Genomic DNA, 17288 nt, shown 5'->3' on the forward strand with positions numbered 1-17288 from the left:
GGGAAGATTAGTGTATTCATAACGGGTGCCTTATTACAAGGGTTGCTGCGGCAGCCTTTTTTCTTATGGCACTAACGGGGCACGATCGTTTAAGAACGAATGGGTTTTTAATGGTAAAATTAACCTGGTTATAGTGATTAAGTGGCTTACCTGCAGTATAGAAAATAAAATAGGAGTTGTTTTTATGTTTGACATTGCCTTGATTTTGTTTATAGCTTCAGCTGGGGGAGTTATTGCTATTACCGGATTCCTCGTTATATTAGGTCGAAGAATTTTAGAACCTAAGAAAGAACTTCAACAAAAAATCGAAAAACTAGAAGAAGAGGTTCAAAAATTAAAAAATCACAAATAAAAACTAGCTTTAATGAACTAACAGGTGACGTTAGCTGAAGGTCAGAACTCTTTAAGGCAGCATTTTTAAAAATGTTTTAATGAGAGATAATTTGAGGGGGAATTTTCAATGAGTAAAGCAATCATTTTTGATATGGATGGAACCTTATTTCAAACAAATTTAATTTTAGAACCTGCCCTAGAAGCAACATTTGAAGTACTACGAAAAGAAAATTTATGGGATAAAAAAACACCGATTGAACAATATAGGGGAATTATGGGTGTGCCACTACCAGTTGTATGGGAAACACTTTGCCCAAACCACTCACTGGAAATACGAGTAAAGAGCAATGAGATTTTTCATAAAAAGCTTTTAGAACTAATCCAAGCACAAAAAGGTGCATTATATGCTGGTGTGGAAAGCACATTAAATGAGTTAAGTAAAAAGTATCCCTTATTTATTGCCAGCAATGGTCAGATAGAATATTTACAAGCAATTGTAGAAACTTATAATTTGGATAGGTTTATACAAGATACATATAGTATCCAACTAATTAAATCTGGGAATAAATCAGATTTAGTGCAAATGGTGAAAAATAAAAATCAAATTGGAAAAGGTTACGTTGTCGGAGACCGGTCTTCGGATATATCTGCTGCTAAGGATAATGAACTTATTGCAGTTGGTGTGAACTTTGACTTTGCTCAAGAAGATGAATTAAAACAAGCAGATTTTGTAGTGAATAACTTCAAAGAAATCTTAGAGTTAGTTTAAATTCTAAAAGGCCGCCAACGCCAATTGGCGGCCTTTTTAAAAACGTTTCTTAGTATTATCATACTTTCATATTCAAGTGAAAAACTACCTTTAATGAACTAACGGGGGCAGGATAGCTCAACAAGGGTTTGTTTATTTTTATCTTTTTAAGAGAGATAATTTTATATATTGGAGGGAATTATGAGGGAAGTTACTTTGTCTAATGGAAAAACAGTTGAAGTCGAATGTTTAAGTTGTGCTTTAACAAGTGGGGAAATAGAATCGGATGGTGGTGTAATAGTCGAAACTGAATATTTTCATGCTCACCAAGACGTTGCATATCCCATTAAAGGTTTAGTAATTTTAGCCTCTAAGCGCCATATTAAGTGCTTTGACGAATTAAATGACTTAGAAAAGGTTGATTACATAAACTTATTATCTAAGATTAGAAAAGCTCAAAGGGAAGTATTAGGGATAGAACATGTTTATTACTTTTATAATGAAGATACTACCCACCATTTTCATACTTGGATGGTTCCTCGATATGAATGGATGTACGATTTTGGACGTTCGGTAGAATCCGTTAGACCAGTTTTGCTCCATGCAAGAAACAAATTGAATAATGATGAAAATGTAAAAAGTGTAATTGATGGAATTAAGGCTTTAAAAAAAGAACTATACACTTAATCCTTCCTTGTCCCACTAACAGTTGCTTTACATCGATAAGAGAGTTGCTTTGGCAGCTCTTTTTCTTATGGCACTAACGGGGCAGGATTGAATAACGTTCAATTTAATCGGTTTAGAAAATTTAAGAAATCCATAAAGTAATATGGTGTTATTTGAAGACGCCTCTCATGCTATCAATGGGGAGTACCCTGAAAAGTTGTTACAAACGATTGAAGACTTTCTAAAACATATTGAATAAGGGGTATGTGCACGGCAATTTAGTTCCAGGCATCTCATGATAATATAGTCATCGACACAAATGTGAATTGGTGATTATCGTGAGAACTTTGGTAGTTCATTAAGGATTACTAAAAATAATCAAACTATTTTATAACAATTGTATCTGAATCATAAGGAAAGAATTCATTTATTCAATATTTTCACAAAATGGATTCATATGTGGTTTCAAGAGGGGATTTTGGTCAATCTTGATTTAAAAACTACACATAGACATTAATATTTTTGTAAATGGACTACTTGGAGAATTATAAATAGGGATAGTCCAATCACTATCCCTAACAATAACTATGATTTCGATTAACGAGTTCTTCCGCCTAATTGTTGTTCAGCCATTTGCACTAGACGTTTTGTAATTTCTCCACCAACAGATCCGTTTGCACGAGATGTTGTATCAGCGCCAAGTGTAACACCGAATTCACTAGCGATTTCGTATTTCATTTGTTCTAGAGCTTGCTCTGCACCATTAACTACTAATTGATTATTGTTGTTATTTCTAGCCATGTTGTCAGCTCCTATGAATATAATGTGTTGCTGGTCATAGGTTTTGATATTGTTAAGAGTTATATACATAGATTTCAAAATAAATTAAGGCAATGATTAATTGAAATTAATACCACCTGTGGATCTAGAAGGGAGAGCAGAGGAAGACATTGAAGTCACCGGGGCGCAAGGAAGGGATTCAGAAAGAAAGGCAAATAATCTGAGGGAGAGACTTTCTCCTCCTATTGCACAGTTTGTGTTAACTAACAATAAGGCAGGTTGCTTAGGCTGCCTTTTTCTTATGCAGCTATCGGGGAAGGATAGTACACTGGATATGGATAATTTTTCAATTTACATATATTGTAGAAGGAAGAAATGGAGGGATGAAATTTGACGATTTTCAAGATGTTTTCTATGTGCATTTTAATGATAATATTCTTAAATGCTTGTAGTTTAGAAACTCCAAAAACGAAAAGTGGAATTTTGGAAATACCTAATGAAGATGAATATACAACTTTATTAGTGCAAGGTGTTGATGAGGACGGGGTAACTTCCCAGTCAACTTCAAAGGTCATTACAGATATTAATGAAATACAGGCTTTTATAGAAAAAGTGAACAAAATGGAAGTTGTGCAACCTCCTAATAAGGAGTTATTGGAGAAGAGTAAAGAATTAAATAAAAAAGGGAATTACTTTTTTGTTTTATCCGATAAGGAAACCATGGATAACAAAGTATACACGATGAATTTTTTTAGTGATGGAAGGATTATGTTTCAAGAACCGAACGGAAAGAAGCAAGAAACAAATGGAGCAGGACAGAAAATGATGTATTTATCAAAAGAAAAACATACTGATGTTCTTCTTGAAATGAAAGAATTATTAAACATTAAGTTTTAATTAATCCTTAATCTACAAACGGGTGGTTAGGCTGAGAACGGAGCTGTCTATACGGCAGCTTTTTCTTTATTCACTATCTGGGGAAAATAATTGAATAAAACTTAACAGTTCTTAGGAAACTAAAATGGGTGATGAAATGAAAAATTTCGCAGTAATGCTTTTGATAGCAATATTCTTAATAAGCTCTAATAAGCCAGTTTATTCAAAAACAATAAATGAAGCTGATACGGAACTTTGTGAAACACTTAAATATGCACTTATAAATAGTCTTAGACAACCAGTAAATAAAGCAATTGCTGAAATATATAAAAATGATAAAGAGGCACCAAGTAATCTTACTTGGGCTTCGTATGACACAGAAATAATCAAAATTAAGCAACTGTACGGAGTTGGTGGAGGATATGAGATAACTCTAAAAGTCCACCCTTATTATGATGCTCATAATAGTTATGGAATAGATGAGGTTGTTGTAGATACAAGGGGTGAGTTAATAAATTATAAGCACATAAAAAAAGCCAGCACACCGTTCAATCATTGCTTCCATAGGAGAATCACCTCAAAAAAAGATTAACAATACATATGACAGGAGATTTGTTACAAAAATTTTTGTATACGTACTAGTAGCACACTAAATGGTTCTTCCATCCTGTCACAACCAGTTTCTTATACAGGGTATCTTCCTTAAGATCCACCAAAAAAAGCTCAGCCTGGTTGTATTGTTATCATCCATTATCGTCAAGGGGTTAATGGGTTAGACTCTATTTTTGAGTTTGGATTTTCGTAGTAGATGGTGGCGGCGAGGTTGGCCGCCATAGAAGTTTCTTATGGAACTAACGGGGCAGGATAGTTGAAGAAGGGTAAAAAAAGAACACAAATGAATGTATCATTTGTGTTCTTTGGACTTATCCTAATCGGTCTCCTTTTTTAACCCTTTGTTGAGGTTCTATTAGAACAACACCTTGTTCCGAATAAGTCCCCATCACCAAAACTTCTGAACTAAAATCAGCAACTTTCATAGGCGGAAAATTAACTACTCCTAATACTTGCTTACCAACTAGTTCATCTAAACTATAACAATCTGTTATTTGAGCACTACTTTGTTTAATCCCTATTTCTTCACCAAAATCTACCCATAATTTATATGCTGGTTTTCTTGCTTTAGGGAACGCTTCTGCTTTAATAATTTCTCCCACACGCATATCTATTTTTTGAAAATCGTCAAAAATTGCCATTTTAATTCCTCCATCTATTTGAGTATATTCTTTTACATATTGAGATTTGATTGATTCTGATTCTGTTCTTCTTGTCTATCTTTTATAACAATTAATACTCCTAAAAGAATTAAGAAAGAACCAGCCCAAAAGGTGATACTAATGGTTTCACCTAATATCAACCAACCTAATAATGTTCCAACAACAGGTTGGAAAAAGAAGAAAACTCCTCCACCAGAGGCATTGAGCATTTGTAGACCACGATTCCACAATAGAAATGCAATAGCTGTTGATATTACCCCTAAATATAGCAATCCTCCCCATATGGTAGGATCTGATAATTCGTTAATATTTATTTTAGGTAATCTTGTGATGACTAAAGGAGTTAGAACAACAAAAGCAATTAAAGTAGCATAGGTATTTACCACAATTTGCGAATAATCACTAGGCAGGCATTTTATAAGTACAGACATTAAAGCCCATGTTAATGCAGCGATAATAAGCGAGATGCCTCCTAGCATACTAGACATGTTAATATCATCAATTCCAACGATAATAATGACACCAATAGTGGCTAAGCTTACAGAAATAGCTTTCTTAAAAGTTAAACGTTCTTTAAGAATTAAACTAGCAAACACAACCATAAAGGCAGGTGTTGTAGAAGTGATAATAGCTCCCATTTGTGCAGTAGAAAGCATTGTACCCGTTTCTTGAGTAACAATAGAAATGACGTATCCTACAATCGAAATTGCAATTATTATCCCTATATGTTTCCTTTTAATTTTCCATTTTTGTTTAGTAACAATTCCAATGAATACTAACGCAACAAGTGCTATAAGATAACGTATCCATACAAGTTCTAATGGTGGTATGACTGCCACTACTACTTTTACGACAACATACATACCTCCCCAAATACTTGAAGCTAAAATTAAAAACAATGAACCGATTAGTGTATTTTTCATGTTTGTACCCTCCGTATTTTTTTTAAGGCTTGTTGCCCTAACGGAGAGAAATAACTATTCTAAAGTTCTCTCCGTTAAGATTGGGAGAGTACTTTTGGTACATCGTTTTCAAATAATGGAGTCCAATACATTATGTTCACCCCTAGTCCATTTCTTTTACTAATTTTATTATAGCAAAGAATATTAAGCTTGAGTTATCAGGCTAATAGGAAATTACATTACTGAGAATAGATTGTGAAGGATTGTACTTAAACTAACGGGTGCTTTACTTCAATAAGGTAGCCTTTTTCGCAGCTTTTCTCATGGTGAAGCGGAGGTGAAAATTGGTTGGCAAATCTGAAGTTAAATCAAAAAGGACACAAAGCTAAAAGACACCAAGTTTAAAGATACAGGGTGTCTTTTATTTTCTCAGATTGTTATCTTTGTCCCATCAAATTTTGTGAGAGAGAATCCTTTGAAAAACTCGTTATAGGTTTTTCTGTAATCCCTCATTATCCCAATGGCCATAGATTCTCCGAGCATAATTCCATCGAAATAATCGTTGCGGTAGTGAATACCACCGAACGACCGGCCGATGGAAATATTTGATGCAAGTTTATTTAGTTCCCCGCCTATCGTAAGCGGCGGACCTTCGTAAGGTATGAGGGAAAGACCATCGGAACTGGCAACAACCGGATCGGGGATTACAAACGATTCATTAAAGTAGGCCTTCAGTATTGTTACCATTGCTCCAATAAGTGCTGCATGACCGGAAACATAGGATGGATGCGCAGGAGCTCCTTCTGCATATGCCTGAGGTAGCAAATAGGTGCCGAATTTATTAAAAGTTTCGGCAAGTGCTTCCGAATTCAGAACTACCGGATTGATCGGGTAATCAACACCCGATTTCTGATTTTGAATTCGGCCGCCGAATTCCTCCGGACGGAGACTGCGATGGACCAGCCATTTTTGGAACCAAACTGCCTCAAGAACCGGACGCGAAGCTCTTGTCACAAAGTCCAAGATATGCGGTGGTCCAAAGGTAGTGAAACCAACCTGGGTTGCAGAGTTAAAGTAAGGATTGGACGGATCCAAAGCTTGTCTGCCAAAACTGAGCAAAATGTAACAAGCAATTAACCCGCCATCAATGGAACTATCCCTGTGTACCCATTCTCCCAAATCCCGGCCATTTCGAATATAGCGAGGTAGGGGGTCAAAACGATTTGGGGTAGGAGGACTGGAGCCGTTTTGTACAGCCAGCCAGCCGTCGTAAGAAGTTAGATGGTCGTCCCCAGGAACAGTGGTACGGTATCGCTGGATAATTTTAGTTGAAACAAAAGGGACATCTTTCCATAAAAATTGTGAAATATATGGCCCTGTTAAGTCGCCTTGAAGGTTCCCTCGAAATAAGGTACCTGTCGTGACTAGTCCATTCTTTTTCGGTGCCCGAAAAACAGGCAGGCTGGAAAGTTCTTTTGCAGCATCATTTGTTAATGGGTCTTGATTATATATATTGAAAGGAATATCCCGTGCCAATGCTTGCCAATAAAGCTCAACCATCTCTCCAGCTATTTCAGCACTGCTAAAGGCTGGTGGTGCAGGAATAACCAATTGGTGACTATCAGGTCCGACTAATTCGAATGCATAAGCACCCTGTGTATTTACTAGTTTAACAACGCCACCCAGTGGAATCTTCTCAAAGTCGTTAGGGTCTCCTGTTTCCAATGCTTTTAAATATTTATTATAAGCTTGGATGTTTACCTCGCCTAACTGATTATGCGGAAATGCTTTTGTATAACTGGCAATTTTATTTGGATACCTATCTTCATCCCCATTACAGGGATGGTGAACTAATTGCTGATTTTTATAGAATCTCGCAGCATCCTTACGAATATCAAATGCCTCCTCGCGTCTTTCAGCAGGAGGTAAGGGACCGAGAAGACACGAATTTTTGTCCTTAGCAATTTTGTCATTTTTCATTTTACATTCATCCATACTTTCTTCGTTATCCATTTTTAACACCTCCATTTGATAACTTATTCAAAAGTTAAATAGAGGATTGGACAAACTAACAAATAGATTGGATATGATTTGGAGTGGTTTTTGAATCATCTTGTGAATAAAAATACTTAAACTATAGGGTGCTTTACTTCAATAAGGAGGTTGCTGAGGCAACCTTTTTTTATGGAACTAAAGGGGCAGGATATTCATCAAGCATATTGTATTCGAACTATGCAATAAATACTAAACCATGAGAATGGAAAAATGATATTTAAATCTAATTATTTGGTTTTATGGTAAAATTATGTAAAATGAGTGGAACAATCCCTTATAAAAAAGCACATTGAAAATCAATATGAGATTGATGAGTATCAAGATGAAGACGAGGTTAGTCATTTTATGCAAAGTATAGCTGTGTGATTCATATGGAACAACAAGCAACCACCTATACAAGATTAATAGAAAGAGAGGAATGCCTTATGAAAATACGCAGTCAAATTACATTTGCAAGTCTGGCCCTATTAATAACGGGAAGTTCCCTGCTATACACATCGCAACCCTCAATTGCAAAAGTAGAGCCTACTCAAAATGTAACTAGTTCGATACAAACAAGCACTCAACGAGGTCATAATTCCGTCAAGCAAGCAATGCGGGATACATTGCAACTTGGATTCCCAGGGATACTTGCTAAAACTTCCGATGATGGAAAAACGTGGGGTTATGCCGCTGGGGTAGCGAATCTGAGCAACAAGAAACCAATGAAAACAGATTTTCGTTTTCGCATTGGCAGTGTGACGAAGACGTTCACCGCAACGGTTGTACTTCAATTAGCTGGAGAGAACCGCTTGAGTCTAGACGACTCCATCGAAAAATGGTTGCCTGGTATCATTCAAGGAAACGGATATGATGATAAACAGATTACCATCCGGCAGATATTGAACCATACAAGCGGTATCGCTGAATACTCAAGGTCAAAAGACGCTGATTTTATGGATACAAAAAAATCGTATACGGCTGAAGAACTAGTGAAGATGGGGATTTCGCTGCCCCCAGACTTTGACCCAGGAAAGGGCTGGTCCTATTCAAACACAGGATACGTATTACTGGGTATTCTTATTGAAAAAGTAACCGGAAACAGCTACGCGGAAGAGATTGAAAATCGGATTATTGAACCGCTTGAATTGTCGGAGACATTCCTGCCTGGAAATTCAAGCGTTATTCCAGGCACCAAGCACGCTCGGGGATATTCCCAACCAGACGAAGCAAGTGAGATAAAAGACGTTACCTATTATAACCCAAGTGCAGGTAGCTCGGCTGGAGATATGATTTCCACTGCTGACGACTTAAATAAATTCTTCTCTTCCTTGCTTGGTGGCAAATTACTGAAGGAACAGCAACTAAAACAAATGCTTACTACAGTTCCTACAGGAAGAGCAGGAATTGATGGATATGGTCTTGGAATATTTGAAACCAAGCTTCCAAACGGTGTCTCGATATGGGGACACACAGGTGGCATTCTAGGGTTTTCTACTATTGCTGGAGGTACACTTGGAGGCAAGCATACGTTGGTCGTCAGTTTGAACAGTTTGGGTAGGGATAACAGTCCTAATCCTTTTAAAAATATTTTACTTGCTGAATTTAGCAAGTAGGCAAAATAAAAATACACCTCATCAACCATAGTGGTAAGCTTTTTTATTGACCTAACGATTGCGTTAACTGAAGATCGGAGCTGTCTTTAAGGCAGCTTTTTTGTTATGGAACTATCGGGGCAGGATAGTTGCATGCATAGGATCTGGAAAATATAGGTTAGTAAAGTTATGTTCTTAAACATAAACTGAATTCACCGGAGGATTAATATGGAATTGTTTATTGGAATAGCTCTTATATTTATTGTATTTTTTTCATCAAGTATTATTGAAAAAAGGTTAAAAAAAATAGAAAAACAAAACAATCGTGTAATAGAAATTTTAGAAGAAATTAGAGATAAGAAATAAACGTTCTTTAACTAACAGGTTTCTCTTAGGGGACTATCGGGGGCGAGTTTAGTTGAAGAATAAATGCATAAATATTTAAATACAAGGGATTTTAAAAGTTATTTTATTGGGTGTGCCAATTAAGATTGACTTAATTAATTAGGGGAGATAATACATGAGAATAGAACTACAAAATTTTTTCTACCTTAAACAAAATTCAACCAAACAACATATAATAACAATATGTGGTACACCATAAAGAAGATCGTGACTCAAACGTCACGATCCAACAAACAATTATAGCAGTAATTGAGTAATCCATCCTCGTCAGCAAAAACAGGGTGGATTATTCTTTTTGTTTATATTGTTTGCTCATGTGAACATCACCTGCCTACTTATTCTTGTATAAAGATGAGTTTATTGAGTTCCTTATCAATTACATAAGGTATTTACGGTAATTGTATTGTTTTGATATGCTCTAAATTCCGATAAATCGTTTCCCCTTCAGCTGTTATCAGCATCATTTTGTTATTTCGAACCTTTTGGAGTAAGCCTATTTTTTCAGTATGGTCTCCACCATCAATAATCACTAGTTGATTTTCCAATCTTTTCAACTGTTCATAAAAGGATCTGGATAAAGGAGTGGATATAGGCACAAGGGGTAGATTTTCCTTGTTTAAAGAATACGGTATTGTATTAGGAGAATACGGAATTAGCCACTTAACATGATTCATCGAAATAAACATTGTTTTGTACACTGGGGAGTGAAAGACAAAATAGTCGTTCATAATGCTGGTTATATAACCATGAATGGATTTATTCCCTGTGACGTAAACTTTGACAAACAAACCTTTAGCAATAGTTAATACTTTACGAAACGAAATGGTATCAGCTTCAATAGGTTTTTCTGAAGGAGGGTTAAAAGAGGTATATTCTTCATCTAAACTGGCTTTTTTCAATCTTTGAACATGAACAAATGGAATGTAGAGGAATGAATTTGTCCTGCCATCGTTTAAAACAATGATGTCCAACCCAGCATCTATTAGGATTCCCTTGCGAAATTCTCCTCCGGAAATTTCCACCTCGATATATTTTCCCATTAAATCTACAAAATCAGAAAGCATATTTATTCTCCTTTTTCCTCATATTGCTTTATCCTTAAAGTGCTCCACCAAAGAGCCAAGATACCCAATAATATAAAACCACTAATGTGAATAATACAGTAGGCGGTATAACGACAGCTGTTACTTTTATATATTCCCACCATGTGATTCTCACTTTTCCACGCTTTACAATGTGCATCCACATCAGCGTAGCCAACGTTCCCATTGGAAGTAGTAAGGAACCCATGTCGCTGCCAATAACGTTTGCCAGATAGGCGATTTTCAAGGAGAGTAAATCTAGATTCATTTCCGTTAACGTTAGGGTTCCAATCATGAGTGCAGGGTGATTATTAAAAATATTTGAGAGTACTGATAGAAGTACACCCATCATCACACTTGCATTGAGCAGGCTTCCAGAAACCATTGGACGCATAAATTGAATCAACCAGTCTGTTAGACCGATATTATTTAGACCGTAAATAATCACATACATACTAAAAGCGAACACGATAATATACCACGGCGTTTTTTTCAGCATATCGGTTGGAGGTATTTTTAAATAAGCCCATCTCCATCCTAAAAGGACCAGAGAGCCAATTACAGCCATAAGAGAAACTGGAATGGAAAGAAACGAAGCTACAAATAGACTGACACGGACTGCAAATACAAACAGCAGGACGTTTCGCATAAACCTTGTACGTTCCTTCTCTGAACCATGTTTCATAGGACTTGGCTTAAGTGGATGGTAAGAAGGGTGTGACCGCCCAGTAATCTTAGTAGGAACGGTTTTCGGTAAGACTTTTTTGAAGCGAAGGAACAAGAGCCAAGCCAGCAGTAGTAAACCAAGCGTGGCAGGAACAAACATCATCGCCGTATGCATATACAAGCTCATATGCACGATTTTTAGAGCGATCAGATTGACAATGTTACTTACACCTATTGGAGCACTCGAAGCAGTCGCAATTAAGGCTCCAGACAGCAAATACGGAATTTTTTGATGGTTTTTTAAGCCCATGTTGTTTAATAACATGACTAGAATTGGGGTTGTAATTAAGATACTTCCATCGTTATTGAAAAAGAGTGTCATGAGAAAACATAAAAGATTGACATACCAGAATAATCTGATGCCAGACCCATTTGCTTTTTCCGCAAGCTTCTCTGCCACCCAGTTAAAGAATCCAAAACTCTCTAAGACAATCGCCATTACAATCGTTGCCATAATAGTTATCGCAGCACCGCTTATCGTTTCTGCAATTAAACCCAGGTCTGATAGAGAAACACTTCCACTGAGTATGACAATAATCGCACCTATCGTGGCAGGTATAGCTTCATTAATGCCTCTAGGCCTCCAAAGAATCAATCCGAGGGTAACCAAAAAAGATAAAACGGTTATCCAAACCATCGGTTGCATATTTTTCTCCTTCTTTCTAGCTAGTTTTCATGATGTTTTCATGAGACGACCTAACCCGTTTATTGAGCAAGTCCACTCTTGTCCCCCCCTTACATCTATCCCTCCTGTGATGTTGTACTGTATTTTATGTATCACGTTTAAGAAAGGCTTTAGGTTTGTACCCGTTTTTCCGAAAAATCCTCTAGAGTCTAAAAAACAACGATTCAAGTAATTACACATGTCAAGATAGAAGAACATGCCTAATTACAAGAATTAACCCTTATTATTAAATTGAAGCTGTTTACTCTTTGTTCAACAATTGGGCCAGATTGTTGAATAAATGACCATTAAAAGAATTTGTATTTTTTTTATATATAACTCAAACATAAAGGAAGTGGAATTGAGCATTAAATTAAAATTTTTATCATATTTATATATAATAATTAATGTTAATATTTTGTAGATACGGGGGGAAAGGTTATGGTTAATTATATTTGTGAGACATGTGGAGTCCAATATGAAAGCTCTAAAGAAGTACCTAATCAATGTTTGATTTGCGGGGAAGAAAGACAATATGTTAGTCCTAAAGGGCAAACATGGACAACATTAGAAATGATGAAAAAAGATGGGATATTTAAAAATTCTATTAATCTTGACGAAGAGGGGTTATATAGCATAAATACTATTCCGAATTTTGGAATCGGACAAACTGCTTATCTAATAAAAGATAAGAATTTTAATTTATTATGGGACTGTATTACATATATTGATCAAGATACGATTACGCAAATTGAAGATTTAGGTGGAATTGATGCTATAGCGTTATCTCACCCTCACTATTTCTCTAGTCAAGTGGAATGGGCCGAAGCTTTTGACGCTCCGATTTATATTCATGAGGATGAAAAAGACTGGGTAACGAGGCCAAGCGAAAAAATCATTTTCTGGTCTGGAGAATCGCTTGAATTACAGCAAGGTGTCATACTTCAGAGAATTGGTGGACATTTTAAAGGCGGCACCGTTTTAGAATGGAAAAACGGATTCAGCCAGAACGGAATATTACTGACTGGGGATATCATTCGGATTGTTGCTGATCGCCAATGGGTAAGTTTTATGTATAGTTATCCAAACTTCATCCCAATGCCCAGTGTAACAGTAGAAAGAATCGCAAATCGGGTTAATGAATTTAAGTTTGGTCGGTTATATGACGCTTTTCACCGAGTAATTAAAGAAGAAGCCCATAACCAAGTTCAAAAATCTGCAACTAGGTACGTTAAAGCACTAAATGGAACGTTGTTTACTACATAAAGCCTGATCGTTTTTAAAATGTTTTATCAAAGGTTCTGTGTTGATGCACAGGATTTTTTTGTTCATCAATCAGCTGCATTCTTGAATAGGTTCGCTTTTCTTAATGAACTAACGGGTGCGTTAGTTGATTAGGGAACACAAAAATGATCAATCTTTTTATCAAGAAGATTAAAAATATATGTTGTTCGAAAAAGGGGAGGGTATAGATATTCCTTCCACTTTGTGTTTACAGATAAATTTGTATGACTGTATTGTTTATAATGTACTCGATTTTGTATCTCAAAACAGTTTAGAGATTGAATTGGTGCGGTTTTGAGGGATTAATAACTCTATGTACTCAAATTCACGTCCCCAATGTACTTATCTTTGTGTCTTCGTACAATTAGTTTGCTTCTATAAGGGGAGGTATCTGGTGAAAAAAATTGTAATTATTGGTTCGGGTGGTTCTGGAAAATCCACTTTAGCAAAGCAGTTAGGCGAAAAGTTAAAAAGAAATGTTTATCATCTTGATGCATTATTCTGGAAGCCTAATTGGGTAGGTGTTCCAAGAGATGAACAAAGAAAAGTGTAAAAGGATTTAGTTAAAGATGAAGAATGGATTATTGATGGGAACTATGGCGGGACAATGGAGATAAGACTTAATGCAGCCGATACAATAATCTTTCTTGATATTCCGAGAACAATTTGCGTTTTTCTTGCATTTAAAAGAATTCTCCTATATCGAAATAAAACAAGACCAGATATGGGAGAAGGTTGCGAAGAAAGGTTTTCCTTTGAGTTTTTTAAATGGATATGGGCGTATCCCAAGACGAAAAGACCCAAAATTTTAGAGACACTTGATCAGTTGTCTAAAGATAAAGAAATTATTATCTTAAAATCACCAAAAGATGTCCAATATTTTTTGGAAAAAGTGCAATAACTATATCTAAAGCTGCCTTATGGACAGCTCCGATTTTCAGTTAATTCACCCGTTAGCTAAACAAAATCTTATGGAACTAACGGGGCAGATTAGTTGAACAAGGATAATTCACAATTTGTATAGAATATGTAGATAACAGAGAAATTTAAATAAAGGGTGTGCATCACAGATGGAAATCACCATCAAAAGAACAAGTTTAACTGAAGTAGATAGGTTGTTGGCCATTCAGAAAAAGGCTTTTGCAGAAGACTATAAGTTATACCAAGACCACGATACAACTCCTGTAAATGAGACACCTGAGAAATTAATCGAAAATATTGAACACTATATCCATTACACAATATGGTCAAATAACAACATTATCGGTGGAATAGATCTCCGTAAAAAAGAAAATATACTGTTATTAGATAAACTATTCATAGCAAACGAATATCAAAATAAAGGTCTTGGAACAAAGATAATGAAATTAATTGAGGCTGAATTTCCATTAATAAAAATTTGGCGTTTATATACTCCATATTTAAACAAAAGAAATCAATATTTTTATGAGAAATTCGGCTATGAAAAAATAGGAGAAGTTCAGCTAACTGAAAAGCTTTTGTTATTTAAGTATGAAAAATGTTGTATTTAATTTTAGGTACATAAAAGGAACACAAGATGAGTTTCTTGTTGAACTAACGGTGCTTTACTTCTATAAGGGAGGATGCTGAGGCAGCCTTTTTCTTATGGCACTTAAGGGGCAGCATTCCTATAATAACTGAAAATGAGGTTTGAACGAAAAAAGACCTCTTGATAAGATGAATGTGTCCTGAGCTGGCCAGCTAAAAAGGACAAAAACATCTATCGGAGGCCTCACAATGAATTATAACCAAAATCATAAAATCACTCAAATTACTTCTGAAACCTTAATTGTCGGAGTTGACATCGCCAAGCACAATCATGTCGCGAGAGCACAAGATTTTAGAGGATTGGAACTGGGTAAAACGTGTTTCTTTGAAAATACGAAAGCAGGATTTCATTCGTTTCTAGATTGGATTAACCAACTTGTTAAAGAGTGTAAGCTAGATCAAGTGATTGTAGGCATGGAGCCAACTGGTCATTACTGGTTAAATCTAGCTCATCTTCTAAAAGAGAATAATATTAAGTTCGTATCTGTCAATCCACTACATGTTAAACGAAGTAAAGAATTAGACGATAATTCACCTACAAAAAATGACGTGAAAGATGCAAAAGTCATCGCACAGTTAGTCAAGGACGGAAGATACGCCGAACCAACAATTCCACAAGGAATTTATGCAGAACTCCGAGTGGCAAAAAAACTTCGCGATCTTCTCAACGTTGACTTACAGGTCGTTCAGGGACAAGTTCATAACTGGCTTGATCGTTACTTTCCTGAATTTTTGACGGTGTTCAAAAGTTGGGAAGGCAAGGCAGCTATTCATTTTCTAAAGCTAGAAGCCTTGCCCTATGAACTTGTTAAGTATACGGATGAAGAGCTCTTACTTTCCTTAAGACAAGTGGTAAAACGCAGTATAGGCTTAAAGAAGATACGAGCACTTAAAGAAGCAGCCAATCGTTCGATTGGTATTCGTCAAGGGGCAGCTATGGCGAAATTAGAGTTGAGAGCTTTATTAGAGAAGTATGATTTTATTCAAATGAAATTCGAAGAATTAGATCATCAATTAGATCAGTTATTAGACCATATCCCAGGTGTCACACAGATGTTAGAGGTGTCAGGGATTGGTCGAGATACTGTAGCAGGGTTTTTCGCAGAGGTCGGCGACCTCAGAGACTATCAACATCCTCGCCAAATCATAAAATTAGCAGGTTTAAGTTTAAAAGAAAACACATCCGGAAAGCACAAAGGTCAGACCAAGATTACCAAACGGGGACGAAAGAAATTGAGGGCTCTCTTATTCCGGGCAGCCATGATACTGGTGGCAAAGAACAAGGCTTTTAAAGCTCTTCATATATATTACACAACACGTTCCCACAATCCCTTAAAGAAAATGCAATCTCTGATAGCCTTGTGTAACAAGCTTATTCGAATTCTGTTTTCAATCGGTAAAAAACAATTTACGTTTCAAGAAGACAAGATGTTAAAGGATATCCCTCATATGGCAACATTTGTAGCACATCAAACAGTCGCATAGTTCATCGGATTTTTATGGTTACACGGTCATTTAATTAACACTCATTTAAAAGTGAAGCACGGATTAGTCGGCAAAGCAACTAACGTGAGGACTTAGATCCTGTGGGGCATTAAGACCGACATCCACCTCATGGAAAGGTTGAACGAGGAATGTAGGAGCATCGACTCTGTGAGACATGGGAGGGTTGACCTCCATGAGACATGTGGATATCCTAAAGTGCGATCATAACATTGTTTAAACCAATTTTTTCCTATGATTGGCTAGTTTAGCATGCACTTTTTTCGGTAAATCCCTATTCTTGAGGCGTAATGCCGAGCTTACATAGATAACGGTTAATGATATGACTATGAAATCCTAAGAATTCTAGAGCAATCGTGAGATTGTGTTTAGTTTATTGAGGGAGGATAGTTCAACAAGCATAGTGTTTTTGGACTGTGAGGATTATTTCCAAAAAGGTTTTTTAATGGTAAAATTAGTTAGAGGTGATTTTGTTGAATAGTAATAAAAGCTTTAAATTTAACTTTATAGTATCTTTAACTTTCCTCATTTTAGGTTTTATTTTTATAAATATCTTTACCAATATAGTACCTACCATTATTCTTTTTGGTTACTTCTTTCTGTACTACCTCATTAGTGGACTTTATCGATTATCCCAACATAAGAAACAAAGCAGATCGAACTCATATAATTAATTTTCATACCGTCTCATTTGCGTCACAGTTTGTGTCAACTCTACAATAATCCTTAATGAACTAACAGGTGCTTTAGTTCAACAAGAAGGCCGAAATATGAAGTGAACCCAAAAAGTTAGACACTTTATTTACTTAGGCAGCCTTGAGGGCATGAACCCGGTAATCTACTGGGC

General features: G+C 36.1%; 16 protein-coding genes and 1 pseudogene. 11 read left to right on the plus strand and 6 right to left on the minus strand.

The genetic code is table 11. From position 1 onward, the window contains the following. Positions 1-184 precede the first annotated feature (184 nt). The 3 genes from AC3WLU_RS21460 (at position 185) to AC3WLU_RS21470 (ending at position 1768) form a co-directional block, all read left to right on the plus strand. The gene (locus AC3WLU_RS21460; RefSeq protein ID WP_156500246.1) at positions 185-352 is read left to right on the plus strand and encodes a hypothetical protein; all 168 of its coding nucleotides are present in this window, start codon (positions 185-187) and stop codon (positions 350-352) included. Positions 353-460: 108 nt separating this feature from the next. After that, on the plus strand, positions 461-1102 hold the full coding sequence (locus AC3WLU_RS21465; protein WP_492597882.1) for an HAD hydrolase-like protein: 642 nt from the start codon (positions 461-463) through the stop codon (positions 1100-1102). Between the two features lie 180 nt (positions 1103-1282). Then, positions 1283-1768 (plus strand): HIT family protein, encoded by a 486-nt coding sequence (locus AC3WLU_RS21470; RefSeq protein WP_492597883.1) that lies wholly within the window; start codon positions 1283-1285, stop codon positions 1766-1768. A 576-nt stretch (positions 1769-2344) separates the two neighbouring features. Here AC3WLU_RS21470 and AC3WLU_RS21475 read toward each other — a convergent pair. Beyond that, positions 2345-2548, minus strand: coding sequence for an alpha/beta-type small acid-soluble spore protein (locus tag AC3WLU_RS21475; RefSeq protein WP_034315006.1), 204 nt, complete (start codon positions 2546-2548; stop codon positions 2345-2347). Positions 2549-2917: 369 nt separating this feature from the next. Between AC3WLU_RS21475 and AC3WLU_RS21480 the strand changes: the two genes are divergently transcribed. Beyond that, positions 2918-3424: a hypothetical protein gene (locus AC3WLU_RS21480; RefSeq protein ID WP_106027938.1), complete on the plus strand. Its 507-nt coding sequence runs from the start codon at positions 2918-2920 to the stop codon at positions 3422-3424. Between the two features lie 124 nt (positions 3425-3548). Beyond that, complete coding sequence (locus AC3WLU_RS21485; RefSeq protein ID WP_492597884.1) at positions 3549-3995, plus strand: DUF3888 domain-containing protein; 447 nt, start codon at positions 3549-3551, stop codon at positions 3993-3995. A 331-nt stretch (positions 3996-4326) separates the two neighbouring features. On the opposite strand, the gene AC3WLU_RS21490 is transcribed toward AC3WLU_RS21485, so the two are convergent. The 3 genes from AC3WLU_RS21490 to AC3WLU_RS21500 all read right to left on the minus strand — a co-directional run bounded on the left by AC3WLU_RS21490 (position 4327) and on the right by AC3WLU_RS21500 (position 7592). Next, positions 4327-4656: a tRNA-binding protein gene (locus tag AC3WLU_RS21490; protein ID WP_063236308.1), complete on the minus strand. Its 330-nt coding sequence runs from the start codon at positions 4654-4656 to the stop codon at positions 4327-4329. 32 nt (positions 4657-4688) lie between these two features. Beyond that, positions 4689-5600: a DMT family transporter gene (locus AC3WLU_RS21495; protein ID WP_440440329.1), complete on the minus strand. Its 912-nt coding sequence runs from the start codon at positions 5598-5600 to the stop codon at positions 4689-4691. 408 nt (positions 5601-6008) lie between these two features. Continuing rightward, positions 6009-7592 carry a vanadium-dependent haloperoxidase gene (locus AC3WLU_RS21500; RefSeq protein ID WP_492597885.1) on the minus strand — a complete coding sequence of 528 codons (1584 nt, stop codon included), beginning with the start codon at positions 7590-7592 and terminating at the stop codon, positions 6009-6011. Positions 7593-8059: 467 nt separating this feature from the next. On the opposite strand from AC3WLU_RS21500, the gene AC3WLU_RS21505 reads away from it, so the two are divergent. After that, positions 8060-9229 carry a serine hydrolase domain-containing protein gene (locus AC3WLU_RS21505; RefSeq protein ID WP_492597886.1) on the plus strand — a complete coding sequence of 390 codons (1170 nt, stop codon included), beginning with the start codon at positions 8060-8062 and terminating at the stop codon, positions 9227-9229. Between the two features lie 207 nt (positions 9230-9436). Beyond that, entirely contained in the window at positions 9437-9574 is a 138-nt protein-coding gene (locus tag AC3WLU_RS21510) for a hypothetical protein (protein WP_492597887.1), read from the plus strand. 428 nt (positions 9575-10002) lie between these two features. Here AC3WLU_RS21510 and AC3WLU_RS21515 read toward each other — a convergent pair whose 3' ends face one another. Further along, entirely contained in the window at positions 10003-10677 is a 675-nt protein-coding gene (locus tag AC3WLU_RS21515; protein WP_492597888.1) for a DUF2642 domain-containing protein, read from the minus strand. A gap of 34 nt (positions 10678-10711) precedes the next feature. Beyond that, entirely contained in the window at positions 10712-12058 is a 1347-nt protein-coding gene (locus AC3WLU_RS21520; RefSeq protein WP_106027972.1) for an arsenic transporter, read from the minus strand. 468 nt (positions 12059-12526) lie between these two features. Between AC3WLU_RS21520 and AC3WLU_RS21525 the strand changes: the two genes are divergently transcribed. The 4 genes and pseudogenes from AC3WLU_RS21525 to AC3WLU_RS21540 all read left to right on the plus strand — a co-directional run bounded on the left by AC3WLU_RS21525 (position 12527) and on the right by AC3WLU_RS21540 (position 16423). Further along, positions 12527-13351: an MBL fold metallo-hydrolase gene (locus tag AC3WLU_RS21525; RefSeq protein WP_106027935.1), complete on the plus strand. Its 825-nt coding sequence runs from the start codon at positions 12527-12529 to the stop codon at positions 13349-13351. A 412-nt stretch (positions 13352-13763) separates the two neighbouring features. Next, a pseudogene (locus AC3WLU_RS21530) lies at positions 13764-14270 on the plus strand (DNA topology modulation protein). 169 nt (positions 14271-14439) lie between these two features. Next, complete coding sequence (locus AC3WLU_RS21535) at positions 14440-14901, plus strand: GNAT family N-acetyltransferase (RefSeq protein WP_492597889.1); 462 nt, start codon at positions 14440-14442, stop codon at positions 14899-14901. A gap of 226 nt (positions 14902-15127) precedes the next feature. Further along, on the plus strand, positions 15128-16423 hold the full coding sequence (locus tag AC3WLU_RS21540) for an IS110 family RNA-guided transposase (RefSeq protein ID WP_492597890.1): 1296 nt from the start codon (positions 15128-15130) through the stop codon (positions 16421-16423). Positions 16424-17288: the final 865 nt, after the last annotated feature.

It is taken from the genome of Peribacillus sp. FW305-BF15 (assembly GCF_058783805.1).